Here is a 24,008-nt window from a genome sequence, read left to right as displayed (position 1 = left end):
TAAGAACTTAGGGTAGAATACCTATATTCATAATAGTGTCATTCTTATTAATAGGGGGAGTACCAATCATATATAGGATCATTCCACTTTGTGGTGCCTCGATATTTTCTAATATATTTCCGAAAAAATCGGTAATATAACCAACAGATTCTCCCTTTTTAATAAGATCACCGGCTTTTTTCGTAGTGTAAAAAAGACCGGTTGATTTACTTTTGATTGTAAATCTCTTGGCTATAATTGTTGGTTTGGTTTTAGTAGATTTAGTACTAATATCTAACATTTGTAGATGTTCGAATAAAGAAAACATCCCATTGACAATTCTATCCGTTTTGGCTTTACTGGGAATACCTAGACTTCCACACTCAATATCCACTGAAGGTATTTTACGATGGAAAGCTTCTTGAGAACAATATAAGCTAGGTTCTTTGAGTCTTTCTTCAGGAATATTAAAAATAATAGAGTAATCAAACCCCATAGCCAATGCCATTTCTCTACCTTTTTTAGAAACTTCAGGAAGTGCCTTGCTTTGATACCAAGCATTATACGAACGCAAATCTTCTGGCGCATCTCCGGCATGCATATCTACAAAAAAATCAGATTTGGCAATTACTTGTGTCGTTATTGTATGCGCTATGCGCTCGGTTATTGAACCTGTGGGGGCTCCCGGAAAAGAGCGATTTAAGTTCTTGTTATCCAATGGGTTTAAAAATGGACTTCTGCCTAAAAAAGCAGGAATATTGGCTATTTGAACCAAAATAATGGTGCCTGATAATTGTTTAGGGTTAATTTTTTGATTTAATTGTTGAGCCGCTAGGATCGGAGGATATTCATACCCATGAATTCCGGCTGTAATACCTAGAACTGGTCCTGGTTTTGAACCATGAAATATTGTAACAGGAATAAACGTACTATCCTTTTTACTGATTACTGGTATCTTAAAATGATGTTTGTTACCAGATGTAACGGACTTATTTTGGAAAATAAAAGGTTTTTGAGCTGTTGCAAAAGTTGAAGCAAGTAGAAATGTAAATAAAAATGTTCTAGTCTTTATCATAAAAACAAAGATAACTATGTGGGAATATATATAATAATTTCTGTTTAGGTTATTAAAATGTATAATACTCAGAATACTTACTTCAGTATCTTCAAAAAATAAAGAATAAATGAATGATATTATTGGTTGAGTTAGTAATTATATAAAAGAAGAGAGTCCCTTGCAATAAGAAACTCTCTTCTTTTACATTAAGTTTATTAACTAGACTGAACAAAAAGTATTAATGTTCTATTATCAGACTAATAATAACGTCTAGTCTTCGACAGAAATATTAATAATACTACTCATTTTTAATTTTTTTCCGTTTAGTCTTGCCTGAGCAAAAAATTCTTTCGCAATAATTTGTTCTTGTAATAATTCATCTATTCTTCCACTATCATATTCACACTCATCACCAGCATTTCCTTCTGTTATTGATAATCGGTGCAGTTTATGAAAGTTGATCTTAACATTAAGTACAGCGTTAATAATGTCTGCTGCTTCTGATGCTGTAAAGTGACCATCAATTAAATTTATTTTTTGATCTGTTTTTACTTCCATTGTTGCTGTTTCTATAGCTTCCATAATTTGTTATTAAATTTATTTCTATTATTAATACAAAGGTCGAATTAATATGTTATATATTTTTATTTATATAATTTATTATAATCATTAATTATTATTATGTAACCTGGATAATACACAGATATAGAGGCATTCCCAATGTTATATTAAAGGGAAAAGTGATTGCCAAAGCCATCGGAATATAAAGACTAGGGTTTGCTTTTGGAAGTGCTAATTTCATAGCTGCAGGTACCGCGATATAGGATGCGCTAGCTGCGAGTATAGCAAATAACAATCTATTTCCTTCTCCAGAACTAAAAAGACCACTTACTACCGCAACAACACAACCGTTTATGACAGGTATGATAATGGCGAACAGAAATGCAAACCATCCCTTTTTAATAAAATCAGAAAGTTTACGACCACTAGTAATTCCCATATCCAAAAGAAATACAGCTAAAAATCCTTTGAATATGTCTGTGGTAAAAGGTTTGATTCCTTCGGCTTGCGCTTCACTTGCAAACAACCCTACAATCAAACTACCTATTATGAGCAGCACACTGCCATTGGTTAATGCGTGATGTACTACCGTTTTCATAGGAATCTTATCTTCGTTCTTATTTTTTTTGAAGATTGTGACTAAGAGTAACCCCACCATTATGGAAGGTGCCTCCATTAACGCCATTACTGCTACCATATGACCGCTAAAAGCAATATTCTCTATTTCTAAAAAAGATATGGTGGTTACAAAGGTTACAGCACTTACAGAACCATAAGATGCTGCAATAGCTCCGGCATTTTCGAGACTAAATTTTCTTCGTAATATAAAATAGGTATACACAGGAATGAAAATGGCTAGAAATATTCCAAAAAGTAATGACCATAGTATTTCTGCATTAAATGTACTATGCGAAAGCTCTTGGCCACCCTTAAAACCAATTGAAAGTAAAAGGTAAAGTGAAATAAATTTTGAGGAATTTTCGGGAATATTAAGGTCACTTTTAAGTTGAACTGCGATAATTCCTAGGAAGAAAAAAAGTAACGCAGGGTTTGTCAGGTTATCTATAAGTAAGTGTAAATCCATATAGTTGTTACTGTGATTTTATAATAGCTATTTATCTGAAAAATTTAAGATGTTTACCTCTTTGTTTTAGATGCGAAGTTTTGCAGACTTAGTAAACATATTATCACTCCAGAAAGTAGTATTTCTGTTAGGAAAAGGTTGTTATTTCCTATAGAAAGTGTAATAAAAGTAGAAAAGAGGACGATGATTGTAATTAGACTAAAGTTTGTTAGTGATGTTACTTTTTCGTTACTATTTGACGAAATAACTTTTACTTTTTCGGATTGGTTTTTCTTTGAATTCAAATCTCTCATTAGTTTTGTTTTTGCAAAGATGTATGTATTTTTTCATATGTTTTTATTTATATTTATAATAATTTACATAAATAAAAATTATGTAATATTCATTTCAGTAATTACATTTTTTCTTTAGAAAAGGAGGGAAAGATAATTACTTAAAGAAGCTTCGGGCGATTATAAAATAACGTGAATGTATTTAATTTTCTTGTTTTTAGGGTTTTAAGATAAAGGTAGACTGTTGTTCTTTGGGGAGTGAATCATTTTTTCACGCCGATTACTTATTTTCGATTAGCATTTTTTAACAGCTCATATTTTCGAAATTACTTAATTCCTGTATTTGCTTATTCACATCATTTTAAAATTGTTTTTATAAAATTATTTTATACAAATTATTATAAATATAAATAAAAATATATGAAACTATTTGTGGAGATTTGTATCAAATACTAATGATACTAAATCACCTTAAAAGATGAAAAATCTAATTTATATTTCCTTCGTTACAATATTTATCTCTTGTAACACTATCACGGATGGTTCGAATCATAAATTGATAGAACAAGATGGTAAAACGAGCTTAATGTCTCATAATTTATCTAAAGAGAAATCAAATTATTGGGTAAATAAAAATCAAAAGGCTTTACTTAACGATTTTGTTAGCACTAAAAGCTTTTACAAAAAGGAAAATTCCTTAATTCTCGATTATAAATATCCTCATTTAGATGAAGAGTTCAACCCTTTGTTTAACAGTTTCAATTCCTACATAGAGAGGAATTATTTAAAGACAGAAACATCAATTCAGCAAGTACTTGATAATGAATATTTATCCTGTGATCCTTTATTCAAAGATGCCGAAAGGAAGAGAAGAAATCTGGATTATAAGGTATATACTAAAAATAATCAGTTCTTAAGTGTTCTATTATACAAAACTAATTATTACGATCACGATCGCCATAATTCTTTTATGTTCAAAGGGCTGAATTATAATATAAAAACAGGGACGTTTATTACATACGATGATTTGTTTGAGGATAATAGTGAGAAATTCTTATTGTTTAAACTAAACCAAGAGTTACAAGCACGTATTGCTGGTCAAGACTCTTTTAATGATTGCTGGGAGTTTACTAAAGATACCTTTGAAGTTTTCAAGAACAATTTTGTTGTCGATGCCAATCATATAAAATTCTATTTTGATGATTGTACTGTATGTCCTACGTATGCAGGAAATTATTTTTTGGAAATACCAATAGAAGAATTATCCTCAATTTTAAGAGCAGAAAATTCTGAGATGCCTTATTATAAATCTTAACCAATCGTACATATGGATCCGCAATAGTTTCTTACTGTTGCGGATTACATTCCTACGTCTTATTAAATAGAAATCGATATGACCCAATATACCTCGATATATAAAAACCAGATGATAAGAGGTGCTTATGAGTACATACAAATTGCTTTGGGAGTATTGTTAGCGAGCATTGGTCTAAAAGCTTTTTTGCTACCCAATGGATTTTTAGATGGTGGTGTCACAGGAATTGCAATTTTATTAAACAGTCTGTTTAATATTAATATATCAATTGTATTAATAGTTCTTAGCATTCCGTTTTTGATTTTGGCGTATTTCACCATCTCTAGATATATGGTTTTTAAATCTTTGGTTAGTATTATCAGTTTTGCAGTTTTTCTGCATTTCGAAAATTTTGAAGTAGTTACTAGTGATAAACTATTGACTTCAATTTTCGGAGGGCTTTTACTAGGCTTAGGGATAGGTATTACCATAAAAAATGGTGCTGTTTTAGATGGATCTGAAATTTTAGGAATATATCTCAATAGGCATTTTGGAATAAGTATTGGAAAAGTAACCTTAGTTTTTAATTTTATACTCTTTGCTATTACGGCAATCATTATTTCTAAGGAAACTGCTATGTATTCTATTCTAGCGTTTTTAGTAACTGCAAAAATAACAGACCTCACAATAGAAGGATTTGAGAATTTTATTGGATTAATGATTGTATCAAAAAGATATGATCAGATTAGAGAAGCAATTACAACCAAATTAGGGTCTGGGATGACTGTGTTTAATGGAGTTCATGGATATGGAAATCAAGGAAAGACTGAAAACTTTGAAGTAATTCACACTATTATAAATCGAATTGAAATTGGCAAAGTAAATAAAATTATTGATCAGATCGATCCTAATGCTTTTGTAATCGAATATGATGTGAATCATATAAAAGGAGGCATTTTAAGAAGGTATCTTTCTAAAAAGAAATAAATATATTTTGAAATTTTAAAAGGTTGATATTATGAAAAAGTACTATATCCTACTATGTTGTATACTCTCTTTGTTATGTACAACCGCATCTGCGAATAAAATAGAAAATGTCGATCCTGTTATCGAAATCTTAGAATCTTATATAAAGCTCATGAATTCTATAGAGAAAGACAATTCGGTTACCAAGGTATTAGAACTATATAGCGAACAGTATTCTGGGAACACAACCTATGTAAAACTGTCCGGAGCGATCGTTAAGAAAAACTACACAAAAGAGAACATTAGATTTCAACTTAATGATATCATTCAGGATGGTAATTACAGTCTTAAGATAAAGCTGAACAAAATTTTATATAGTACCCAAAAAGAAACTTCGGGAACCGTTTCTGTATTACTGGATTTTGAGTCTATTATAGATGATAAAATTGCAGAAAAAGGTACTATTCTTATGAATATTGTGGCTGTACAACAAAAAGGACAGTGGAAAATTATTCAGAATAATATGGTTCGGGTTTCTGAATTAAAAGATATTGGAGATTGTGTTTGCCATATTTTTGAGAAAGGTAGCACCCAATTTGTGACAGAGTTATATTACCCTGCAGGTGTTAAATATGATCATAAATTTGAAGCTTTTCGAATAACATCCAATGAAGAAAATAGGATCGTAAAATCCGGCGGGAAAATCTTTGTTTGGGAAAACAATAGTAATAAATTGATTTTGAATAAGGAAGAATTAGGAGTTGTAAAAACTCCAAAACAAATGGTCCAATTACTTATTCAAAAAATAAATGCCGAAACCTGTGCTTCAATCATCTTTAGATAGTTAAATAATTCAGTTGCCTCAATCTTTAATACCCGTTCTATGTCACGAAAATTTTGATTTAACTCAAGTATAAAATGGGTGTTAAAACAATACCTAATTACTACTTAGAATTTATAAACATTAATTAAAAAACAAAATACTATGATATTATTATCACACAAAACACTTCTGGAAGATATCCAGAATGTAAAGAAACAGGGATTTACAGTAGATTTTTTGTTCAAAGACGATATGATATATGATCGTAAAACAAATAAAGGGTATGGTAAACGCGATTGTGTTTTGATAGAATATTGTAGACATGAAGGATTAAGTGATCCTAGTGATGCTTCCATTTTGTTCTTAATTGCTTGTTTTGATGGAGTAAAAGGTTGTCTAAGTAGTAATTACGGGGTACACGCTGATCTTGATCTCATGCAATTTGCTTTATCGCTTAGAAGTCAAGATCACGAAAATAAAAGTCACGTTTAATAAACAAAGCAAGTACTATAACCTATTGTGCATTTTGAATAAAAAAATCAAAATGCACAACGGGTTACTATACGCAAAGTGTAATTTATAAGGTAAAGTATATGAAAACAAAAACAATTATAGCATTACTAATAGTAATAATAAGATACTTAGGGCTGTGACAAAGTGAAAAATATTTAGTTGAGATGCTTTTTTATTTTTAAACTCATCGGGCTAGTTGTCGAAAAATAATAATCAATAAGTTGACCTTGTTCGTCAATCAAGTATTTTTGAAAATTCCACTTTACACTTGAATTTTTCTTACCGTTTTTTTGTTTACTAGTTAGCCAATCATATAGTGGATGTTGACTATTTCCTTTAACATCAATCTTTTCAGTTATTAAGAATGTTACACCGTAATTACGTTCACAAAAAGATTGAATTTCAGAGGTGCTTCCTGGTTCTTGTTTACCAAATTGATTACAAGGGGATCCAATGATCATAAGACTATCTTGGTAGATATTATATAGTTTTTGTAAATCCTTGTATTGACCAGTAAAACCGCATTTAGAAGCTACATTAACAAACAATATCTTTTTTCCTTTAAAGCTTTCTAAGTCAATATCTTTCCCCTCTATACTGTTGATTTTGATATCGTAAATAGATTCAGCCGATTTGATTGTTGTACTGTCGGATTTTTTTGGTGCTGTCTTAATTTTATTAATCATTTTCATGAGCTAAAGTTTAATTAATACTATATCATAATCCATATTAACTTGCGATTATTATTTATAGTGGGAATTCAACATAATTTCTTGGTGTTTCATAAAGCTTTATTTTTAGCTCTAGTTTTTGATCCAAATGTTCTCTTAAGATATCATAGGTTACCATTGCTATATTTTCTGCGGTAGGGTTTAAATTTTTAAATTCCGCTACATCCAGATTTAGGTTTTTATGATCAAAACGACCGGTTATTTGATCTTTAATTACATCAGATAGGATCTTTGTATCTATAACATATCCGGTTTCTGGTTGGACATAACCAATAACTTTAACTTCAAGCTCATAATTATGACCGTGGTAATTAGGGTTATTACATTTGCCAAAAACTTTTTTATTTTTTTCTTCAGTCCAATCAGGATTATGTAATCTATGGGCGGCATTAAAATGTTCTCTTCTGGTAATGGCTACTTTTCTATTTAAGGAATCTTCTACCTTGTCATTCATATCTTATTTATATTTTGTACATCATTATATATTGTAATGAAAAAATGTTCCGAGTTATTTTCGGTTTTAAATTTTTGTAAAGTTAAAGCATGTTGTATATTTGTTTAATGTTTTTAACAATAGTTTAAACAAAACTAAAAATCAAGCAAAATTAAATTCACTATCTTGAACATGATTAAAAACTTTATAAAGAAAGTTGGTCTAATGAATGTCATTATGCTACTAACAGTTATTGGTGTTATTTGTTTATCACATTACTCCTTTATTAGGGGAAGGCACCTTGAAGCCATTTTTATAGGTTTATGGGCGCCTACAATTTTGGGTTTCCTTAATTACTTTAAAAACAACTTATAATGGATCCGGTAATTTTATATTCTATAATAGTTACTACTATTTTTTTGGTTTGGATTGTTTTTGTAATACGTTCTTACAATAAGAATTATAATCAAAAGAATGATTAGTAATCAAAAAATATTCTTTCGAATTGATTGATTATTTCTGAAACCAAAAGCTTCAGATCTTTGAAGAATAGTAACAACGGTAATACGAATCGCCTATTCGTTTGGTATCCTTCTTTTCGGAAAGACAGGTTTTTAGTAGAAATTATGATAGTATTTTAACTAAGAAAATAAAAATCCCCAAAGGCACAGTTGTAAATTCCGGACTATACGGACTGACTTGCCATAATAAATTTTGTTTATCTATTGATTATAGTCATTCTCTGGGGATTATACTGTAAAATAACTAATAAAGTCCATAAAATATGTGCTCTAAAAGTTTTTAATTGTTTTCAATCAAATTTTATACAAGGTATGAAATTTATAGACCCAATAGTCTTTTATGAGGTATTTACTACGTTTTTTGTGAAACGTTTGACGCCTTCATTTTAAAACTAAACAAAAATTAGAAAAATACTATTCATAGTAATTTGAAACCCTTTAGACCTTTAAGACTATATAGCAGGCAGAATAATTTTATTATAGATATCGAAACGCATAGTGTATGAAAAAAGAAGGATATAAAATCCATATTATTGGTGCTGGAGTAAGTGGATTAATTGCAGCCCAGGTACTAGAAAACTACGGATATTCTCCTGTAATTATAGAAGCTACGGACCGTGCTGGTGGTCGTGTTAAGACAGATATGGTAGAAGGATATCAATTAGATTATGGTTTTCAGGTATTACTAACTGCATATCCAGCAGCTCAGAAATATCTGGACTTTGAGAAGTTATCACTTCAAAAGTTTTTATCTGGAGCCTCTATTTTTATTAATGGAAAGGAGAAAACTCTTGGTGACCCAATGCGTAATCCATCACTTCTGATTCCTACGTTATTGTCAAATATTGGTAAGTTTTCAGATAAAATAAAAGTGTTACGGCTAAATATGATGTTGAAGAAAAAGTCCATCACAGATATTTTCAAAGATGATGAGATTAGCACATTAACGTATTTACAGAATTATGGTTTTTCTGAAGAAATGATTAATAATTTTTTTAGACCTTTTTTTAGTGGAATTTTCTTAGAACCTAATCTGGAGACCTCTAGCCGTATGTTCCAGTTTGTATACAAAATGTTTGGTGAAGGGTTCGCGGCATTACCAAAAGACGGTATTGAGGGAATTATAACTCAATTAGTTTCAAAATTAGAGAAAACAAAATTCTTGTATAACACTTCTGTAAAACAAGTTGTTGATGGCAGTGTATTCTTAGATAATGGAGAAGAACTAAAAAGTAATTTTACGATAGTTGCCGCGCAAGCTCACCAGCTTATTACCAATCTTAATAATCAAGAGACGGAATGGAGATCCTGTGATACCCTATATTTTGAAGTCAATGATCGAGTAATTAAGAAACCGCTCATTGGTCTTATCGTAGATAATGATGCTTTGATAAATAATATTTTTTACCATACGAGTTTAAAAACATCTGCAAATGCCAGAAAAGAACTTTTATCAGTTACTGTTGTTAAAAACCACCAACTGAATGGGAAAGAATTAAAACAAAAAGTAATGGAAGATTTGGATCAGTTTTGTGGTATTTCTGGGTGTAAATTTATGAAGCATTATCATATCAAAAATGCACTTCCTAAGCTTGAAAATTTACAATATGAAATTTCGGCTACAGAAACTAAATTAACAAATACGATATTTTTAGCCGGCGATCAATTGCTTAATGGTTCGCTAAACGCAGCAATGATATCCGGAGAGCGTGCAGCTTTAGGAATCATAAAAACCTTAGAAGATGGTCTTATTGTAGAGGAGTTTACTTCTGAGTTTAATTAAAAAAAGCTGTTACAAAGTGTGTTTGTAAGCTAATAGTGTTTCAATATCCGTGTACTCTAAGGCTTTTTGGTGGCAGCTTTCTAACACAATTAGAGGTGCATTTCCAGCTTCTTGAGCTTGTAACCATCTAGATATGCATAGGCACCACTTGTCTCCCGGTTTCAAACCAGGAAAATTCCAATAGGGCAGCGGAGTAGAAAGATCATTTCCTTTGGATTTAGTATATGCTAAAAAAGCTGAGGTTACCACCGCACAAATTATATGAGTACCCGTATCTTCTGTATTCGTTCTACAAAGTCCATCTCTATAATATCCTGTCATTGGTTCATAACAGCAAGGCTGCAGCGGAGTTCCCAGCACGTTTAATTCTGTGGTCATTTTTTAGTTTAAAATCTTGTATTAAATAGAATCTACATGCGGGAATCTTAGGTCGTACTCAGTCTTTAAACGTGTCAATTTCTTAAAAAAAGGAGCATTCTCTTGGTGCGTACGATTATTTCTAAAATGAACAAATCGACCTTGTGCGTGGATACTAATACCATTCGTTTTGTAAAGATAAAATTGATAGTACGGGACAACCCAAGTAAAGTTTTGCAACCCTCTATTCATAGCTATTAAAATCCCACCAGGTCTTAATTCAATGCTGCCATAATTTACATCCGAAACAGTATTTAGAATTTTTTTCAGATTAGGGCTTACATTTTCTATAATCATACGTTTAGAACCGATACCATTCATCTTAATTGAACTGATCAACGAAAAGGGTTTTCCAACCATATCGTTGATCAATTTTTTATTTTTTTTGTTTGAATATGTGGTGTCTAATATCATAATTAAGAATTCTTGATTAAGAAGTAATAATGAATTATATCGTTGGTACTCCTCTAAGACGTTTTTCTATTTTTCTTTTCTTGGCTGTAAGTCGCTTCATTATATCCATAAGTTTAGACTCTTTTGTCTTTTTATAGATTTCATTTATAGCAAGAACAAGTGATTTTGCTTCTCTAGAAGCAGCTACACGATCACTGGTAGTCATATTACTCATCTTTCTATTTTCAAACTCTAAAGCTTTTTCAATAAGTTCCATATCTTCTAATTTTATATAAAGATATGAAATGTTTAATTTATTTTTAAAATGTTTAAACAAAATTAACTATTGTGGAATAGTGTATTTCTATAACAGTCGTTATATTTATTAGAATAATACACTAACAAACCGATGAATTGAGCTATCTCAATTTCCTTAGATTCTTTAATACTATAAAAAAAAGGGGTATTTACCTCTTTTTTTATACTGTTGTTTTTTAGATATTTATAATGATATTTGTTGCTGATCCAAATACAAGTTTGCCTACCGTTCAGGATAATTATTAGGTGATATATCGATAAATCTTTTATATTATGATGAATGAAAAAGAACTATTTGTATTCGGAAATCTAGAAAAGAAATCAAATGCGATTACTGCCTTTACTATTATTCAGAGTTTATTACTTGCGGATAGATTCTCGGAAAGAGCATTTAGATTAGCTGTAAAAGAATATGAATCTCTTTGGGATATTATTTTGTACGGTCACGCAATTCTTATCCTATTTTCAGTACTATTTTTAATGCTGATTAATAAAAAGAACAGTAAAAATATAGGAGATCTAAAAAAAGAAATTTTCTTAACTCAATCTACTGTCGTAAAGATTTATTTGATCATGTTTTTTGGGATTATTCCTGTTTTCGTTCTCTTAAGTCCATAATATGTTGACATATAGAAACTAAATGACTATTTAATGTTTTTAATGTGTCTTTTTTAATTGAATAATATTTCTTCGACCGATAGTTGAATAATAGATCGAGATTAATAGAAATGGTGCTGCGATATACAGAAAAATAAGTTGTTCTTGTTCTAATACAAATTTGGACAGAAAGAATAGAGCCACGAATAACCCTACTACATATGTCGTTATGGATGCTATTAAATTTTGTCGTATTACGTACGTTTCAAATTCTAGGGAATCTAAGGTTATTGGTTTTGATTTATAGTTCATAACCTTTACTGTTAATTCTTTTGAATTTAAGGGGATATTTATTCTTTTTACTTCTCCATTACTGATGGAGTCAACTAAATGATCATCAATATAAATTTTGAATTTCCTCCCCATTAATATGAAGTTGGATTTTCTTTTCACCGTTAATGTGCCCATCGCTTATTTAGAATTTAGTTTTCATTTTACTATCATTTTATTGAACTTTTGTTACAATAATTAATCTGATATGTAAAAATACACTTGCTTCATTCCTTCTTCCAATCCGGCGAGTATTTCTCCATCGCTAACTCTTTTTTGTACTAGATTTTCTATTTCTGATTTTTGAAAATCATTTATCAAACTACTCATGTTTTCCCCGACTACAATTCTTACCTGTTCATCTTGCATGTTAGTAATAATTGATAGATACTCTTCTTTTTCAAGTCTTAAGCCATAATCGTGAATCTCTTCAAGATTGGCGGTTCTTAAATCTTGATTAGTTGTAACAACATGCATACTATAAAAAGGAAGTTCATATTTCTTCAACAATTTAAAAAGCACTAAAGTATTATATTTATTATAACCAATTGTTTTTAAACCCAGTACTTCTCTCAACTTATAATTCAAATATTTGAGTTCAATAAGAAACTTAACCTTATAGCTATTCCATTTAATTATCAATTGGTTCATTTTATTTATAATCTGTATTCCATCAGATTATTGCATTTTTAAGTTTTCCTGAGTTTCTTTAATACTCATTTTTTCAACCTTGATTATTAAACCATCATCTAAAGTTACCCAAACATAAGTATTAGGAATTCTGCAGTCTTCTGGTACAATATTTATAGTAACCTCTTTGAGTCCTCCGCCATCATTCATTCCATAATCATATCCTACATGAATAGTTATTGTTTTGGGCTTCAAACTACCAAAAATGATTCCTCTGATCCTAAATTCCCGCATCGGCTTATTGAACTTTAAGGTAAATTGAAAAGCCTATAAAGAAAAGTATTATAAGAATTCCAAGTGTTATCCCTAGCCTTTTATTCCCTTTAATATACTCCGCAATCAAATTAAGTAGCGCTTCAAGCATCAGTTTATTGAATTTTATTTTTAATACATAATATATCAAAAACACTATAATTAAGAATCTAAAAACCTTCTAATTATCGTATTTATTACAAATGCGTGTTATCATGTTTATTTACTCTACAATTTCGTAGTCAATACTTAATTTTCGCAAAGCTCTTAAACCAGAACCAGCGTTTTTATCTTCCATCTCAATATCTACAGCATCTCCTTCTAAGAGTATATCCGTAATCTCACTCGCCAGAGATTCATTAATGTTAGATGAAATCTCTGCAATACATTTGACTATTGCTCTTTTATCTGGTCTCTGAGCATCACAAGACAATAAGTTTAATTTCATAATAATAGTTTATGAACGCAATATACTACTAGAACTGAGATAAGTCTGGTTTCTGCTTACAACATTATTCTTTTGTTTACAAAAATGAATTATCCTTTTATTAAACTTTTAATGTAATTTACTTATTTGAATAAATAAAAAAGTTAGTATTACTATTGGAATGGCAGAAAAGAAAAGGCCAAATCCTATATATTTTTTCTTTGAAAGGAAAAATATTAATCCAGAAACTGGGATTAAAATAACGGATAACAAAGCCCAAAATCCATGTTCTAATACATTAGTTAATAAAACACCTATCACTAGCAATGTAATTGCTAGTATAATACCTAAACAAAACCCAAGTAGGTTTCTAATATTTTGGTTCATCAGTTATTTAGTCTCTATGATTTCTATTGCTCTTGACTAAACAGATTGCTTTGCTGTAATACATCTACTCGTGAAATTTTGCCAGATTTGTCGAATGTAAAAATCTCCACGATATTACTAGGTTCTTTATGTTTTGGGGTGAGCCATATTTTATCGTGCATAACAATCCTGTTGTCTATTTCTGCTAAATGCTGAATTTCATTACGAACATCAGGATGTTTCTTAAGATGTGCTGCTCGGTTTTTATATAATGCCTCTATGCCATCAACCTTTAGATCGAAGGTCCCGTCCTCGCCGTACATATAGATTTTTACATCTTTGGTGAAATTCTCAATATATAGCTTTGCATCTTTTTGATTTACTGCTGCAACTATATTTTTTGCCCTATCCATTTTTGATATTTCCTGAGAGAATGCCAATATTGGAAACAATATTAATACTCCTATACATAACAGTTTTGAATTTTTCATAATATCGTTTATTCAGAAATTGAAAACAACTATTTTAAATATGCTCTCCGAAAGTTAGCAAATTATTGTCAGGATCAAGAATAGAAAATTCCTTTTGCCCCCAAGGTTTTATCTCCAGACTTCCGTTGGGATGGATTTTTGTTTCGTTATCCAGCAGTACTTGATAAAACTTTTCAATTTCCTCTACTCGTATATACACTTGCCCATAATTTTCTTTTGGATCCAGCGCTTTGAATTCAAAAAAGTGAATCTCAATATCGTCTTTTTTTAGCATCAGATAACCATCATAATCCACACTTCCTAATGGTTGAAAATTTAGTTCGTTTAAATAGAAGTTCTTGGTAATCGTTTTATCACGCATTGGTAACTTAGGATGAATGTGTTTTAGCATTTTAATGTTTTTTTGAAGTCTTAAATAACTATTCCGAACGGATTATAAATCACGCGTTATCTGAAATTTGCTTATTGAATTTTAATTACTATTTTTTAACTTTAGTAATCTTATTTGATAAATATAAAGTATAATTACTAATAAAACTTAACACATCTAAGTTACTAATTTCGAGTAGCTACTCACAAACCTACGCTTCCAACCATATTTACCAACTAAGCTGATAAATATCATAGTTCCACCGCAGCTGCTATAGTACTTTTATGATATTAAATCATCAGACCATGAAAAACATCCTGCTTCCTACCGACTTTTCAGAAAATGCAAGAAATGCGATTGATTATGCAATGGAATTCTTTAAGAATGAGCTCTGCGCATTTCATATACTAAACGTACAAAAAGCTTCTAATTATATGATGGATGATCTCATGGCTGCACCAGCCAATACATCCATCCATCAATCCGTTGTACAGGGATCTAAGGAAAAATTGAGTACGCTGCTAAAAGAATTGAAAGAAGAAATAACCCATGAAAACTATACCTTTCACGCTCTAACTGATTATGATATTTTTACGGATGCAATTCAACAAGCTGTAAAGTCAAAAAATATCGATCTCATTGTTATGGGAACTAATGGAGCAACCAGTGCCAGAGAAGTTGTTTTTGGGAGCAATACCCTTAATGTGATACGTAAGGTTGATTGTCCGGTACTCGTAATTCCCAAAGGTTATGTTTTTGAGGGACTAAAAACGATATTGTATACCATTGATTATAACGATCATTTCACTACAGAAAACATAGAACCATTAGTAGACACCTTGCATAAATACAAAGCTTCTTTAAGGATTCTTAAGATTAAAGAAGACGATACAGTAACCATAGCAGAATTTGATGATAAGAAACATTTAAAAGATTTTTTTAAAGACATCAATCATACTTTTCATTCTATTACGAACGTGCCTACTCCTGTAGCGATCGATAGTTTTGTGCAGATTATGGATGTAGATATGAATGCGATGTTTATTCACAGAGAAACCTTTCTGGAACGTTTCTTTCGCGGTTCAGAGACTCCCAAAATAAGTTATGGCACCAGAGTTCCGTTACTTGTTATGCATAATTGATGTAGTAAAAAATCGATCATAAGATGATGTATGTTGCTTTTCTTATCCTATACTTTTTGGCAGGAATCGTAATTGTCATTAAACTTATATTATATGGTATGCGTCCAACCAAAACCTTGGCTTGGATGCTTGCTATTTTTACAATTCCTGTGGGTGGAATGCTGTTTTATCTTCTATTAGGTAGAAACCGAAGAAAAAATAAGCTATTTCAATTAAAACGAACAGATGAAATCATTTCCTATCTAGAAAAAGCAGAAAGCCATTATGAGTCGGTCACCGAGGAAGAGTACCAAGAACATCAGAAACTGATGAAACTTATTACGATGAATTGTGGTTTTGCACCTAGCACGGGTAACCAACTTAAGCTTCTTAAAAATGGAGGTGCTACATTTCGTGCAATATTCGAAAGCTTACAAAAAGCAGAACACTTTATCCACTTACAGTATTATATTTTTGAAGATGGACATTTGGCGGAAGGGCTGTTCGATCTTTTTGCGGAAAAAGTAAAAGAAGGTGTTCAGATACGGATTCTCTATGATGGAATAGGAAGTCGTTCCTTAAGCAAAAAGTATATCCGGAAACTTCAGAAAGCAGGAGTGGAGGTATATAGTTTTTTACCCGTTAAGTTTGGTAAGTTTTTATCGTCCATAAATTACAGAAATCATCGCAAGATTATTGTGATAGATAATAAAATAGCTTTTACTGGTGGTATTAATGTTTCTGATAAATATGTAAAAGGAGATCCTAATTTAGGAATCTGGCATGATATACATCTACAGTTAGAAGGTCCTGTCGTACATAGTTTACAGGCAATTTTCGTAATGGATTGGTATCTAATTAGTAATCAGGATGATGTTTTAAGTCCATCCTATTTTACGACCTATAAAAAAGTGGGAAATATGACTGCCCAAACGGTGCATAGTGGTCCGGACGAAGATTTCTCGGCTACCAGGCAATTATATTTTTCTTTGATCAATGAAGCTAAAGACTATGTGTATATCGCTAATCCATATATCATTCCTGGTGAAGCAATTTTGGAAGCATTAAAAGTAGCTGCGTTAAGTGGTGTAGAGGTAAGACTCTTACTTTCTGATATATCTGATAGTAAAATTGTACGATGGTGTGTACGGTCTTATTTTGAGAGATTGTTAGAAGCTGGTGTTAAAATTTATTTGTTTTCTAGTGGTTTTGTGCATAGCAAAATCATTGTTGCGGATGATACAGTTTCTTCTTTAGGTACCGCCAATTTGGATATCAGAAGTTTTGAGCAAAATTATGAAGTAAATGTGGCGATATATGATGATGCTTTTGCAATCGAATTAAAAAATGATTTTTTAGCGGATTGTGAACGGAGTATTCAGTTAGACTATACTACTTTTGTAAATAGACCTTGGCATGAAAAAATAAAAGAAGGAGTGGCTAAAATTTTCAGTCCAGTTTTATAGAAAAAGTGTATAATGGAAGCATTAAAAAATATAGGCTTGGTACTCTCCGGAGGAGGATTTAAAGGAGTAGCACATTTAGGAGCCATAAAAGCACTAGAGGAAGCAGGAATATATCCCAATTTCGTTTCTGGAACAAGTGCCGGAGCAATTGTAGGCGCTTTATACGCTGGTGGTTATGCTATAGAAGAGATTAAAGAGTTTTTTAATAAAACACCTTTGTTTAAATTGAATAGGTTTACTAGAAAAAAAGCAGGGTTTTTAGATTCTGAAAAGTTTTTTGATGATCTGATAACATATTTTCCTAAAAACACTTTTGAAAGTCTGGAGAAAAAACTTTTTGTAACTGCTACCAACCTTGTAGAAGGGACGGCTATGGTTTTTAGTACTGGAAAACTTATTAGACCGATATTGGCTTCTGCAGCTTTTCCAGGAATGTTTTCTCCGGTAAAAATCGAAGATGAATTATATTCTGATGGAGGGATTTTGGATAATTTTCCTATAGAACCTTTGCAGAAACAATGTGAGATGATTATTGGTATCGATGTTACACCTATAAAAAAGCTGAAAATTTCAGATTTTAAACATTCCTATAATGTTATGCAACGCGCATACTACTTACGTGCAATGCCTAATTCTGAAACAAAATTTAAGCACTGTGATCTTATAATTCAACCAAGAGAACTGATAAACCACGGGGTTTTTAGCAGCGGAAATCTGGATAAAATATTTGATGTTGGATATCAGGAAGCAAAGAAACAATTAGCAGTATATTTCAAGAATCAAAAATAATAATAGGGATAATGATTCAGGAACTTAAAAATAATTACGGACATCTTTTTGAAAATGAGCTATTAGAAGAGATTAATAGTGTAGCGACTTTTAAAGAAGTTTCTGAAGGTGTTGAACTCATAAAACCTGGAAGTTATATAAAATCAATGCCATTAATTATTAGTGGTGCGATTAAAATATTAAGAGAAGACCAGGATGGAGATGAACTGTTGCTCTATTTTCTGGAAAGAGGAGATACTTGTGCGATGACATTATCCTGCTGTATCGGTCATCATAAAAGCGAGATCAAAGCAATTGCAGAAACAGACTCTAAACTGATTATGGTTCCTATCGGAAAAATGGAAGAATGGACTGCAAAGTATAAATCTTGGAGGAGTTTTGTTTTCGAAAGCTATCATAAAAGACTTATGGAGGCTATAGAAACGATTGACAGTATTGCTTTTCTTAATATGGACGAACGATTGCTAAAGTACCTAAAAGACAAAACTAAAGTCAATAACGATACTATAGTGCATAATACTCATCAGGAAATTGCCTACGACCTGCACACTTCTCGCGTGGTAATATCCAGATTACTGAAAAAACTAGAAGTAGAAGGAAAGATACTATTAAACCGCAACAGCATTAAAATTATAAGCCTTTAAATGCTATGTAACTAATGTTACTGTGATCGCCTTCACCTGATATTATTTTTACCAAAAATAATTGATGGAAGTAATAGAAGTTCTGGGATACATTGGAGCATTGATCATTGGAGTTGTGTTAGGTTTGATTGGTGGAGGAGGTTCTATACTGACGGTACCGGTTTTTGTATACTTGATGGATATAAATCCTGTAACTGCTACTGCATATTCATTATTTGTTGTTGGATTTTCCGCTTTAGTAGGAGCCGTTAAAAACCTAAGAAAAGGATTGGTTAGTTTCAGAACTGCCATTGTATTTTCTATTCCTGCGTTTATCGCCGTGTACTTGACCAGAAAATTTTTGGTTCCGGCAATACCCGAGGAACTTTTTATGATGGTTGACTTCGTCATTACCAAAGATACTGGGATCATGGTATTTTTTGCAATGATCATGTTAGCGGCTTCTATTTCTATGATAAAAAATAGAAAAGAAGCACCAGAAAAAGAAGAGACAGTATCCTACAACTATCCATTGATTGTGATAGAAGGAATAGTAGTGGGAACCTTAACCGGAATCGTCGGAGCAGGAGGAGGTTTCTTAATAATTCCGGCATTGGTTTTGTTTGCAAGATTACCCATGAAAAAAGCGGTTGCGACATCATTATTAATTATAGCAATTAAGTCGCTTATAGGATTTTTGGGAGATGTAGAAAATTTAGTTATTGAATGGAGTTTTCTAATTGTATTTACAGGTATTTCTATAATTGGAATTTTTGTAGGGATGTATTTATCGAATTTTATAGAAGGCGAAAAACTAAAAAAAGGATTTGGTTGGTTTGTTTTAGTGATGGGGGTTTATATACTTATCAAAGAATTGACTTAACCTTAATTTCGATTTTGTATTTTGTAACAATTGTTACTGTAAAAAGATAATAGGAGTCGTATTTTTGAAACTAAATAATAGGAATAGTAGCCTTCGATTTACGAAGTACAATATAAAATAGAAGAGATGAAGATAGAACAAATATATACAGGATGTCTTGCACAAGGCGCTTATTATATAGAGAGTGAAGGAGAGGTGGCGATTATAGACCCACTTAGAGAAGTAAAGCCATATATAGAAAGGACAAAGAATGATGGAGCGAAAATCAAATATATTTTCGAAACGCATTTTCACGCTGATTTTGTGAGTGGGCATGTAACTTTGGCTAAAGAAACTGGAGCAGAGATTATTTATGGACCAAATGCTAATCCGTCTTTCGAGGCCACTATTGCAACGGATGGACAGGAGTTTATTTTAGGAAATCTTACAATAATAGCATTACATACTCCAGGACATACAATGGAAAGTACCACGTATTTGTTGAGAGATAAAAACGGTAAAGATCACGCTATTTTTAGTGGTGATACGTTGTTTTTAGGAGATGTAGGCCGTCCTGATTTAGCACAAAAAGCTGCTCATATGACTCAGGAAGAACTGGCAGAAACATTGTTCGACAGCTTACGAAATAAAATAATGCCTTTGGCTGATGATGTAATCGTATATCCCGCTCATGGAGCAGGCTCTGCTTGTGGTAAAAATATGATGAAAGAAACGGTGGACACTTTAGGGAATCAGAAACAAATGAATTATGCCTTACGTGCGGATATGACCAAAGAAGAATTTGTAAAAGAAGTAACTGATGGTTTGTTACCACCCCCACAATATTTTCCTTTAAATGTGAAGATGAATAAAGAGGGATATGAAGATATAGACGAAGTTCTGGAAAGAGGAACCAAACCATTATCACCAGAAGAATTCGAAATGTTGGCTAATGAAACAGGCGCTATTATATTGGATGTAAGACATCAAAAAGAATATATAAAAGGTCATATTCCGAGATCTATATTTATTGGAATCCAAGGGGGGTTTGCTCCTTGGGTAGGAGCGCTAATTGCTGATGTAGCGCAACCTATTTTATTAGTAACTCCAGAAGGTAAGGAAGAAGAAACCATTACCCGATTATCTCGTGTAGGGTTTGATAAAACACTAGGATATCTGGAAGGAGGAATAGAAGCCTGGAAAAAAGCAGGAAAAGAGTATGACACCATATCATCGATAACCGCCGAGGAACTTAAAAATAAATTGAAAATAGAAGATACAGTAGTTTTTGATGTGAGAAAAGAAACTGAATTTGTTGCTGAGCATTTGGATAAGGCTAATAATTCACCATTGGATGTTATAAATGATTATCTGAACGATTTTCCAGAAGATAAATCATTCTATATACACTGTGCTGGTGGATATAGATCAGTAATTGCTGCGTCTATATTAAAAAGTAGAGGTATACATAATCTTATTGATGTGGCTGGAGGCTTTTCTGCAATGAAGGAAGCTGGCATAGAAACGACAGCATATGTATGTCCAAGTACGCTAAAATAACTGATGATCTACCTGGTGAATTTCAAATCAATAAAACTTAGTTTGTGTTTGACTCTGTTGTTATTTAGCGTTTCGACTGTTTTTTCGCAAGAAGTTTTCAGAAATACAAAACCCGATACTACAATAGAGAACGAAAAAATCATCATTGTAGATATCAATACAATAAAAGAAAAAGTAATAGATAAAGATGTTCAGTTTGTGGATATTCGTACTCCTAAAGAGTATAACGATGGATATATTGATGATGCAATCAATATTAGTATTGCGGATAAAGAAAAATTTATTGCAGCGTTCGAAAAACTGAATAAAGAACAACCTGTTTATATTTATTGTTATTCTGGCTGGAGAAGCAATAGGGCTGCTAAGTTGTTAGTCTCTTTAGGCTTTAATAAAATATATGATTTTAAAGGCGGATATAAAGTCTGGAGTGAACATCCCAAAAGATAGTATTATATAGAGAATAAATTATTGATTAAATTAGTAAAAAATAGTTCCTATTGATCTCAAAAGTACTAGATACGTATTTCCCAAAGTTGGCAACAATGCCAGAATTAAAAGCGGAACTTGTAGCAATTAGCAGCATTCATACCTTTGATGCTGGAACCGTAATTTTAAGGCAAGGATCGTATATAAAGATAATTCCATTACTTATTTCTGGTTTGGCTAAGGTCTTTAAGGAAGAACAAGCTCACGGAAATGAAGTATTACTGTATTACATAAAACCTGGAGAAAGTTGCGTGATGTCAGTAACTACTTTGATTAAAAATGGAACAAGCAAAGTAAAAGCGGTTATCGAAGAAGATTCTGAAGTGGTAATTATTCCGGCAGATAAAGCACTTGCCATAGCAAAAAAGTATCCCAAGTGGAATGAGTTTATTTATGACCTTTTCAATCTTAAATTCGAAGAACTATTAAATGTTATAGAAATACTGACATTTTCTAACAAGGATACCAGATTATTAGAATATCTAAAAAAAGAAGCAAAGCTAAAAGGTCGTAATACGCTAAATACTACACACCAGCATATCGCCTATGATTTAGGCTCTTCTAGAGAAGTGATATCCAGATTACTAAAAAAACTAGAACAAGAAGGTTTTATACTTTTAAAACAAGGTGCGATAGAACTGATTGATAAAGGTTAATTTTATTTAAGCATTTTTCTGAAGTACTAAAGTAGATATAGACCTAAGGTCATGAACATTTGTAGATTTTAAAGGTTCCAAAAATGATAATTGATGCTCTTCCATTAGTAACGATAATAACTCTTTAGTAAGTAAAAATCGATAAGACTCATCACCTAGTCTATAAACACCTTCTCCTATATGAGTTCCTTTATTTTCAATTCCAATATCAGACGTCATTCGTATAAATAAGCTTCCCGAAGGTTTTAATACACGTAAGAGTTCTGAAAACATAGTTTTAAAATGATCAGTACTCACTGCAAAATGTAGCACTGCACTACAGATGATATGATCAAAAAAATCATCGCGATAAGGCAATTCTTCTAATGAAGCACTGCTAAACTGATCGCTCCAGTCGGGATAGATAAGTTTTAGGTATTCGATCTGCTCAATTTCTTTATCTACAGCATATATGGTAAACCTATTTTTATAAAACCAATGCATATTTCTACCACTTCCACAACCAGCATCAAGGATCTTATCGTTTTGTGAATAACGATCTTTTAATATTTGATCTAATAAGTAGACATCTATATTTCCTATTGATTTTCTTAGTTTCTCTGTATGCTTCATAAAACAATCTTAGTTGTAACAATTGTCACATCTTTTACTGATTTTCTTAAATAAATTTGTTTCACGCTAATTTGAGAAAATTAAAACAATACTCAAATAATTTATTTCAAGATACTTATTTGTTAGCCATTTGATATCTGTTGATGAATAAAACCTAAAAACAAGATAGTGTATGCGGATGCATAAGGGATTTAAATTACTAATTGTTTGTGTTATATGTTCGAGTATTGTAGCAGGAGTAGTGCTGATTATTGAATTTTTTTAACATAAAATATATGAGAATATGAAAAAGAATATGGGCGGCTTGGACCGCATTGTAAGAATACTAGCGGCTATTGTGATTGGGATATTGTACTTCACTGGAGTTATACAAGGTACTTTGGGATATGTCCTATTAGGGCTTTCTGCGATATTTGTACTTACCAGTTTTGTTAGTTTTTGCCCTTTGTATTCCATTGTTGGGCTAAATACCTGTAAGGTTAAATAGGTTTTTTAACATTACCATTTGTAATTACATTTTTTATGTAGAATAATATGCTGAGTGTAACATAAGTTACTTACTTCTACTAGAAAATACAGGTTATTTGTAGGAAATTAAAAAGTAGATGAATTGGATATATGAACCTTGGCCTTGGTACGTTTCAGGACCATTAATAAGTTTAGTGATGTTTTTGTTGTTAATGATCGGCAAAAAGTTAGGTATGTCATCTAACCTTAGAACTATGTGTACGATTTGTGGAGCAGGTAAAACAGTAGGTTTTTTTAAGTTTGACTGGAGAGAACAGCGTTGGAATCTTGTTGTAGTTTTAGGCGTAATTATCGGAAGTTATATTGCGAAAAATTATTTATCTGTTGATACTGCCGTTACTTTAAATCCAACAGTAGTTAAAGATCTGCAATCTAAAGGGTTTACTGATACAAGTCAAGCCTACCTGCCAGATATGTTATTTTCTAATGATGTTTTTACAGATCCAAAAGGCTTAGCAATTCTTATCATTGGTGGGTTACTGGTCGGTTTTGGTGCACGTTATGCAGGAGGTTGTACCTCTGGTCATGCGATCTCCGGTTTAAGTAATTTACAAGTACCTTCACTTATTGCTGTAATTGGTTTTTTTATAGGAGGTTTGGTAATGATTCATTTAATATTCCCTTTAATATTCTAAAA

31 protein-coding genes are annotated in these 24,008 nt (G+C 31.7%); 16 read left to right on the top strand and 15 right to left on the bottom strand.

What is annotated here, in order from left to right; all coding sequences use genetic code 11:
* Window positions 1–7 precede the first annotated feature (7 nt).
* The 3 genes from D1818_RS09970 to D1818_RS09960 all read right to left on the bottom strand — a co-directional run bounded on the left by D1818_RS09970 (window position 8) and on the right by D1818_RS09960 (window position 2,681).
* Window positions 8–1,054 (bottom strand): succinylglutamate desuccinylase/aspartoacylase family protein, encoded by a 1,047-nt coding sequence (locus tag D1818_RS09970; RefSeq protein ID WP_118458512.1) that lies wholly within the window; start codon window positions 1,052–1,054, stop codon window positions 8–10.
* 252 nt (window positions 1,055–1,306) lie between these two features.
* The gene (locus D1818_RS09965; RefSeq protein ID WP_233558642.1) at window positions 1,307–1,618 is read right to left on the bottom strand and encodes a hypothetical protein; all 312 of its coding nucleotides are present in this window, start codon (window positions 1,616–1,618) and stop codon (window positions 1,307–1,309) included.
* A gap of 97 nt (window positions 1,619–1,715) precedes the next feature.
* Entirely contained in the window at window positions 1,716–2,681 is a 966-nt protein-coding gene (locus D1818_RS09960) for a sodium-dependent bicarbonate transport family permease (protein WP_118458510.1), read from the bottom strand.
* 750 nt (window positions 2,682–3,431) lie between these two features.
* Between D1818_RS09960 and D1818_RS09950 the strand changes: the two genes are divergently transcribed.
* The 4 genes from D1818_RS09950 (at window position 3,432) to D1818_RS09935 (ending at window position 6,528) form a co-directional block, all read left to right on the top strand.
* Entirely contained in the window at window positions 3,432–4,268 is an 837-nt protein-coding gene (locus tag D1818_RS09950) for an RsiV family protein (protein ID WP_118458506.1), read from the top strand.
* A 78-nt stretch (window positions 4,269–4,346) separates the two neighbouring features.
* A complete protein-coding gene (locus D1818_RS09945) occupies window positions 4,347–5,234 on the top strand; it encodes a YitT family protein (RefSeq protein WP_233558657.1) in 888 nt (295 codons plus the stop codon).
* A gap of 31 nt (window positions 5,235–5,265) precedes the next feature.
* Window positions 5,266–6,057 carry a hypothetical protein gene (locus tag D1818_RS09940; protein WP_120752615.1) on the top strand — a complete coding sequence of 264 codons (792 nt, stop codon included), beginning with the start codon at window positions 5,266–5,268 and terminating at the stop codon, window positions 6,055–6,057.
* A gap of 141 nt (window positions 6,058–6,198) precedes the next feature.
* Window positions 6,199–6,528: a hypothetical protein gene (locus D1818_RS09935; protein WP_118458500.1), complete on the top strand. Its 330-nt coding sequence runs from the start codon at window positions 6,199–6,201 to the stop codon at window positions 6,526–6,528.
* Window positions 6,529–6,704: 176 nt separating this feature from the next.
* Here D1818_RS09935 and D1818_RS09930 read toward each other — a convergent pair whose 3' ends face one another.
* Both D1818_RS09930 and D1818_RS09925 read right to left on the bottom strand, forming a co-directional pair.
* Window positions 6,705–7,235, bottom strand: a complete 531-nt coding sequence (locus tag D1818_RS09930) for a glutathione peroxidase (RefSeq protein ID WP_118463642.1) — start codon at window positions 7,233–7,235, stop codon at window positions 6,705–6,707.
* A gap of 61 nt (window positions 7,236–7,296) precedes the next feature.
* On the bottom strand, window positions 7,297–7,734 hold the full coding sequence (locus D1818_RS09925) for a 6-carboxytetrahydropterin synthase (protein ID WP_118458498.1): 438 nt from the start codon (window positions 7,732–7,734) through the stop codon (window positions 7,297–7,299).
* Window positions 7,735–8,736: 1,002 nt separating this feature from the next.
* Between D1818_RS09925 and D1818_RS09915 the strand changes: the two genes are divergently transcribed.
* Window positions 8,737–10,017 (top strand): FAD-dependent oxidoreductase, encoded by a 1,281-nt coding sequence (locus D1818_RS09915; protein WP_118458494.1) that lies wholly within the window; start codon window positions 8,737–8,739, stop codon window positions 10,015–10,017.
* Between the two features lie 9 nt (window positions 10,018–10,026).
* Here D1818_RS09915 and D1818_RS09910 read toward each other — a convergent pair whose 3' ends face one another.
* The 3 genes from D1818_RS09910 to D1818_RS09900 are packed head-to-tail and all read right to left on the bottom strand — an operon-like array spanning window position 10,027 to window position 11,104.
* A complete protein-coding gene (locus D1818_RS09910; protein WP_118458492.1) occupies window positions 10,027–10,395 on the bottom strand; it encodes a DUF2237 family protein in 369 nt (122 codons plus the stop codon).
* Between the two features lie 21 nt (window positions 10,396–10,416).
* Window positions 10,417–10,848, bottom strand: coding sequence for a hypothetical protein (locus tag D1818_RS09905; protein ID WP_118458490.1), 432 nt, complete (start codon window positions 10,846–10,848; stop codon window positions 10,417–10,419).
* A gap of 34 nt (window positions 10,849–10,882) precedes the next feature.
* On the bottom strand, window positions 10,883–11,104 hold the full coding sequence (locus tag D1818_RS09900) for a hypothetical protein (protein WP_118463639.1): 222 nt from the start codon (window positions 11,102–11,104) through the stop codon (window positions 10,883–10,885).
* A gap of 314 nt (window positions 11,105–11,418) precedes the next feature.
* Here D1818_RS09900 and D1818_RS09895 point away from each other — a divergent pair, with 314 nt between their 5' ends.
* Window positions 11,419–11,763 (top strand): hypothetical protein, encoded by a 345-nt coding sequence (locus tag D1818_RS09895; RefSeq protein ID WP_118458487.1) that lies wholly within the window; start codon window positions 11,419–11,421, stop codon window positions 11,761–11,763.
* 39 nt (window positions 11,764–11,802) lie between these two features.
* Here the strand turns inward: D1818_RS09895 and D1818_RS09890 are convergent, their stop codons facing one another.
* From D1818_RS09890 to D1818_RS09860, 6 genes are all read right to left on the bottom strand, one after another.
* A complete protein-coding gene (locus D1818_RS09890) occupies window positions 11,803–12,168 on the bottom strand; it encodes a hypothetical protein (RefSeq protein WP_120752436.1) in 366 nt (121 codons plus the stop codon).
* 102 nt (window positions 12,169–12,270) lie between these two features.
* Window positions 12,271–12,723, bottom strand: a complete 453-nt coding sequence (locus tag D1818_RS09885) for a TPM domain-containing protein (protein WP_118458483.1) — start codon at window positions 12,721–12,723, stop codon at window positions 12,271–12,273.
* A 27-nt stretch (window positions 12,724–12,750) separates the two neighbouring features.
* Window positions 12,751–12,996 carry a hypothetical protein gene (locus tag D1818_RS09880; protein WP_118458481.1) on the bottom strand — a complete coding sequence of 82 codons (246 nt, stop codon included), beginning with the start codon at window positions 12,994–12,996 and terminating at the stop codon, window positions 12,751–12,753.
* A 241-nt stretch (window positions 12,997–13,237) separates the two neighbouring features.
* Window positions 13,238–13,462 carry a hypothetical protein gene (locus tag D1818_RS09875; RefSeq protein ID WP_118458479.1) on the bottom strand — a complete coding sequence of 75 codons (225 nt, stop codon included), beginning with the start codon at window positions 13,460–13,462 and terminating at the stop codon, window positions 13,238–13,240.
* A gap of 389 nt (window positions 13,463–13,851) precedes the next feature.
* A complete protein-coding gene (locus D1818_RS09865) occupies window positions 13,852–14,298 on the bottom strand; it encodes a nuclear transport factor 2 family protein (protein WP_118458475.1) in 447 nt (148 codons plus the stop codon).
* Between the two features lie 34 nt (window positions 14,299–14,332).
* A complete protein-coding gene (locus tag D1818_RS09860) occupies window positions 14,333–14,689 on the bottom strand; it encodes a VOC family protein (protein WP_118458473.1) in 357 nt (118 codons plus the stop codon).
* Window positions 14,690–14,973: 284 nt separating this feature from the next.
* Between D1818_RS09860 and D1818_RS09855 the strand changes: the two genes are divergently transcribed.
* The 8 genes from D1818_RS09855 (at window position 14,974) to D1818_RS09820 (ending at window position 22,231) form a co-directional block, all read left to right on the top strand.
* Entirely contained in the window at window positions 14,974–15,810 is an 837-nt protein-coding gene (locus D1818_RS09855) for a universal stress protein (protein ID WP_158596941.1), read from the top strand.
* A 23-nt stretch (window positions 15,811–15,833) separates the two neighbouring features.
* Entirely contained in the window at window positions 15,834–17,255 is a 1,422-nt protein-coding gene (cls, locus tag D1818_RS09850; RefSeq protein WP_118458469.1) for a cardiolipin synthase, read from the top strand.
* Window positions 17,256–17,267: 12 nt separating this feature from the next.
* A complete protein-coding gene (locus tag D1818_RS09845; protein ID WP_118458467.1) occupies window positions 17,268–18,044 on the top strand; it encodes a patatin-like phospholipase family protein in 777 nt (258 codons plus the stop codon).
* Between the two features lie 11 nt (window positions 18,045–18,055).
* Entirely contained in the window at window positions 18,056–18,688 is a 633-nt protein-coding gene (locus D1818_RS09840) for a Crp/Fnr family transcriptional regulator (protein WP_118458465.1), read from the top strand.
* 64 nt (window positions 18,689–18,752) lie between these two features.
* Window positions 18,753–19,550 carry a sulfite exporter TauE/SafE family protein gene (locus D1818_RS09835; protein ID WP_118458463.1) on the top strand — a complete coding sequence of 266 codons (798 nt, stop codon included), beginning with the start codon at window positions 18,753–18,755 and terminating at the stop codon, window positions 19,548–19,550.
* 126 nt (window positions 19,551–19,676) lie between these two features.
* A complete protein-coding gene (locus D1818_RS09830; protein WP_118458461.1) occupies window positions 19,677–21,089 on the top strand; it encodes a rhodanese-like domain-containing protein in 1,413 nt (470 codons plus the stop codon).
* Window positions 21,090–21,137: 48 nt separating this feature from the next.
* Entirely contained in the window at window positions 21,138–21,536 is a 399-nt protein-coding gene (locus tag D1818_RS09825) for a rhodanese-like domain-containing protein (protein WP_233558542.1), read from the top strand.
* 50 nt (window positions 21,537–21,586) lie between these two features.
* Entirely contained in the window at window positions 21,587–22,231 is a 645-nt protein-coding gene (locus tag D1818_RS09820) for a Crp/Fnr family transcriptional regulator (RefSeq protein WP_233558543.1), read from the top strand.
* A 6-nt stretch (window positions 22,232–22,237) separates the two neighbouring features.
* On the opposite strand, the gene D1818_RS09815 is transcribed toward D1818_RS09820, so the two are convergent.
* Entirely contained in the window at window positions 22,238–22,843 is a 606-nt protein-coding gene (locus tag D1818_RS09815) for a bifunctional 2-polyprenyl-6-hydroxyphenol methylase/3-demethylubiquinol 3-O-methyltransferase UbiG (protein WP_118458454.1), read from the bottom strand.
* A 283-nt stretch (window positions 22,844–23,126) separates the two neighbouring features.
* On the opposite strand from D1818_RS09815, the gene D1818_RS09810 reads away from it, so the two are divergent.
* The gene (locus D1818_RS09810; protein WP_118458452.1) at window positions 23,127–23,330 is read left to right on the top strand and encodes a DUF2892 domain-containing protein; all 204 of its coding nucleotides are present in this window, start codon (window positions 23,127–23,129) and stop codon (window positions 23,328–23,330) included.
* Between the two features lie 118 nt (window positions 23,331–23,448).
* Window positions 23,449–24,006, top strand: a complete 558-nt coding sequence (locus tag D1818_RS09805) for a YeeE/YedE family protein (RefSeq protein ID WP_118458450.1) — start codon at window positions 23,449–23,451, stop codon at window positions 24,004–24,006.
* The last annotated feature ends 2 nt before the right edge of the window (window positions 24,007–24,008 follow it).

This window comes from Aquimarina sp. BL5 (genome assembly GCF_003443675.1).
Classification (GTDB): domain Bacteria; phylum Bacteroidota; class Bacteroidia; order Flavobacteriales; family Flavobacteriaceae; genus Aquimarina.
The sequence above is the reverse complement of the archived record's forward strand: the minus strand, read 5'-3'. Positions and strand labels throughout refer to the sequence as shown.

Coding starts and splice junctions, on each gene's coding strand:
- D1818_RS09905 (WP_118458490.1), bottom strand. CDS start 10,848: ATGATATTAGACACCACATATTCAAACAAAAAAAATAAAAAATTGATC.
- D1818_RS09950 (WP_118458506.1), top strand. CDS start 3,432: ATGAAAAATCTAATTTATATTTCCTTCGTTACAATATTTATCTCTTGT.
- D1818_RS09810 (WP_118458452.1), top strand. CDS start 23,127: ATGAAAAAGAATATGGGCGGCTTGGACCGCATTGTAAGAATACTAGCG.
- D1818_RS09970 (WP_118458512.1), bottom strand. CDS start 1,054: ATGATAAAGACTAGAACATTTTTATTTACATTTCTACTTGCTTCAACT.
- D1818_RS09815 (WP_118458454.1), bottom strand. CDS start 22,843: ATGAAGCATACAGAGAAACTAAGAAAATCAATAGGAAATATAGATGTC.
- D1818_RS09855 (WP_158596941.1), top strand. CDS start 14,974: ATGAAAAACATCCTGCTTCCTACCGACTTTTCAGAAAATGCAAGAAAT.
- D1818_RS09860 (WP_118458473.1), bottom strand. CDS start 14,689: ATGCTAAAACACATTCATCCTAAGTTACCAATGCGTGATAAAACGATT.
- D1818_RS09835 (WP_118458463.1), top strand. CDS start 18,753: ATGGAAGTAATAGAAGTTCTGGGATACATTGGAGCATTGATCATTGGA.
- D1818_RS09930 (WP_118463642.1), bottom strand. CDS start 7,235: ATGATTAATAAAATTAAGACAGCACCAAAAAAATCCGACAGTACAACA.
- D1818_RS09900 (WP_118463639.1), bottom strand. CDS start 11,104: ATGGAACTTATTGAAAAAGCTTTAGAGTTTGAAAATAGAAAGATGAGT.
- D1818_RS09865 (WP_118458475.1), bottom strand. CDS start 14,298: ATGAAAAATTCAAAACTGTTATGTATAGGAGTATTAATATTGTTTCCA.
- D1818_RS09910 (WP_118458492.1), bottom strand. CDS start 10,395: ATGACCACAGAATTAAACGTGCTGGGAACTCCGCTGCAGCCTTGCTGT.
- D1818_RS09880 (WP_118458481.1), bottom strand. CDS start 12,996: ATGCGGGAATTTAGGATCAGAGGAATCATTTTTGGTAGTTTGAAGCCC.
- D1818_RS09925 (WP_118458498.1), bottom strand. CDS start 7,734: ATGAATGACAAGGTAGAAGATTCCTTAAATAGAAAAGTAGCCATTACC.
- D1818_RS09890 (WP_120752436.1), bottom strand. CDS start 12,168: ATGGGGAGGAAATTCAAAATTTATATTGATGATCATTTAGTTGACTCC.
- D1818_RS09830 (WP_118458461.1), top strand. CDS start 19,677: ATGAAGATAGAACAAATATATACAGGATGTCTTGCACAAGGCGCTTAT.
- D1818_RS09935 (WP_118458500.1), top strand. CDS start 6,199: ATGATATTATTATCACACAAAACACTTCTGGAAGATATCCAGAATGTA.
- D1818_RS09840 (WP_118458465.1), top strand. CDS start 18,056: ATGATTCAGGAACTTAAAAATAATTACGGACATCTTTTTGAAAATGAG.
- D1818_RS09915 (WP_118458494.1), top strand. CDS start 8,737: ATGAAAAAAGAAGGATATAAAATCCATATTATTGGTGCTGGAGTAAGT.
- D1818_RS09960 (WP_118458510.1), bottom strand. CDS start 2,681: ATGGATTTACACTTACTTATAGATAACCTGACAAACCCTGCGTTACTT.
- D1818_RS09965 (WP_233558642.1), bottom strand. CDS start 1,618: ATGGAAGCTATAGAAACAGCAACAATGGAAGTAAAAACAGATCAAAAA.
- D1818_RS09845 (WP_118458467.1), top strand. CDS start 17,268: ATGGAAGCATTAAAAAATATAGGCTTGGTACTCTCCGGAGGAGGATTT.
- D1818_RS09895 (WP_118458487.1), top strand. CDS start 11,419: ATGATGAATGAAAAAGAACTATTTGTATTCGGAAATCTAGAAAAGAAA.
- D1818_RS09805 (WP_118458450.1), top strand. CDS start 23,449: ATGAATTGGATATATGAACCTTGGCCTTGGTACGTTTCAGGACCATTA.
- cls (WP_118458469.1), top strand. CDS start 15,834: ATGATGTATGTTGCTTTTCTTATCCTATACTTTTTGGCAGGAATCGTA.
- D1818_RS09945 (WP_233558657.1), top strand. CDS start 4,347: ATGACCCAATATACCTCGATATATAAAAACCAGATGATAAGAGGTGCT.
- D1818_RS09875 (WP_118458479.1), bottom strand. CDS start 13,462: ATGAAATTAAACTTATTGTCTTGTGATGCTCAGAGACCAGATAAAAGA.
- D1818_RS09885 (WP_118458483.1), bottom strand. CDS start 12,723: ATGAACCAATTGATAATTAAATGGAATAGCTATAAGGTTAAGTTTCTT.
- D1818_RS09940 (WP_120752615.1), top strand. CDS start 5,266: ATGAAAAAGTACTATATCCTACTATGTTGTATACTCTCTTTGTTATGT.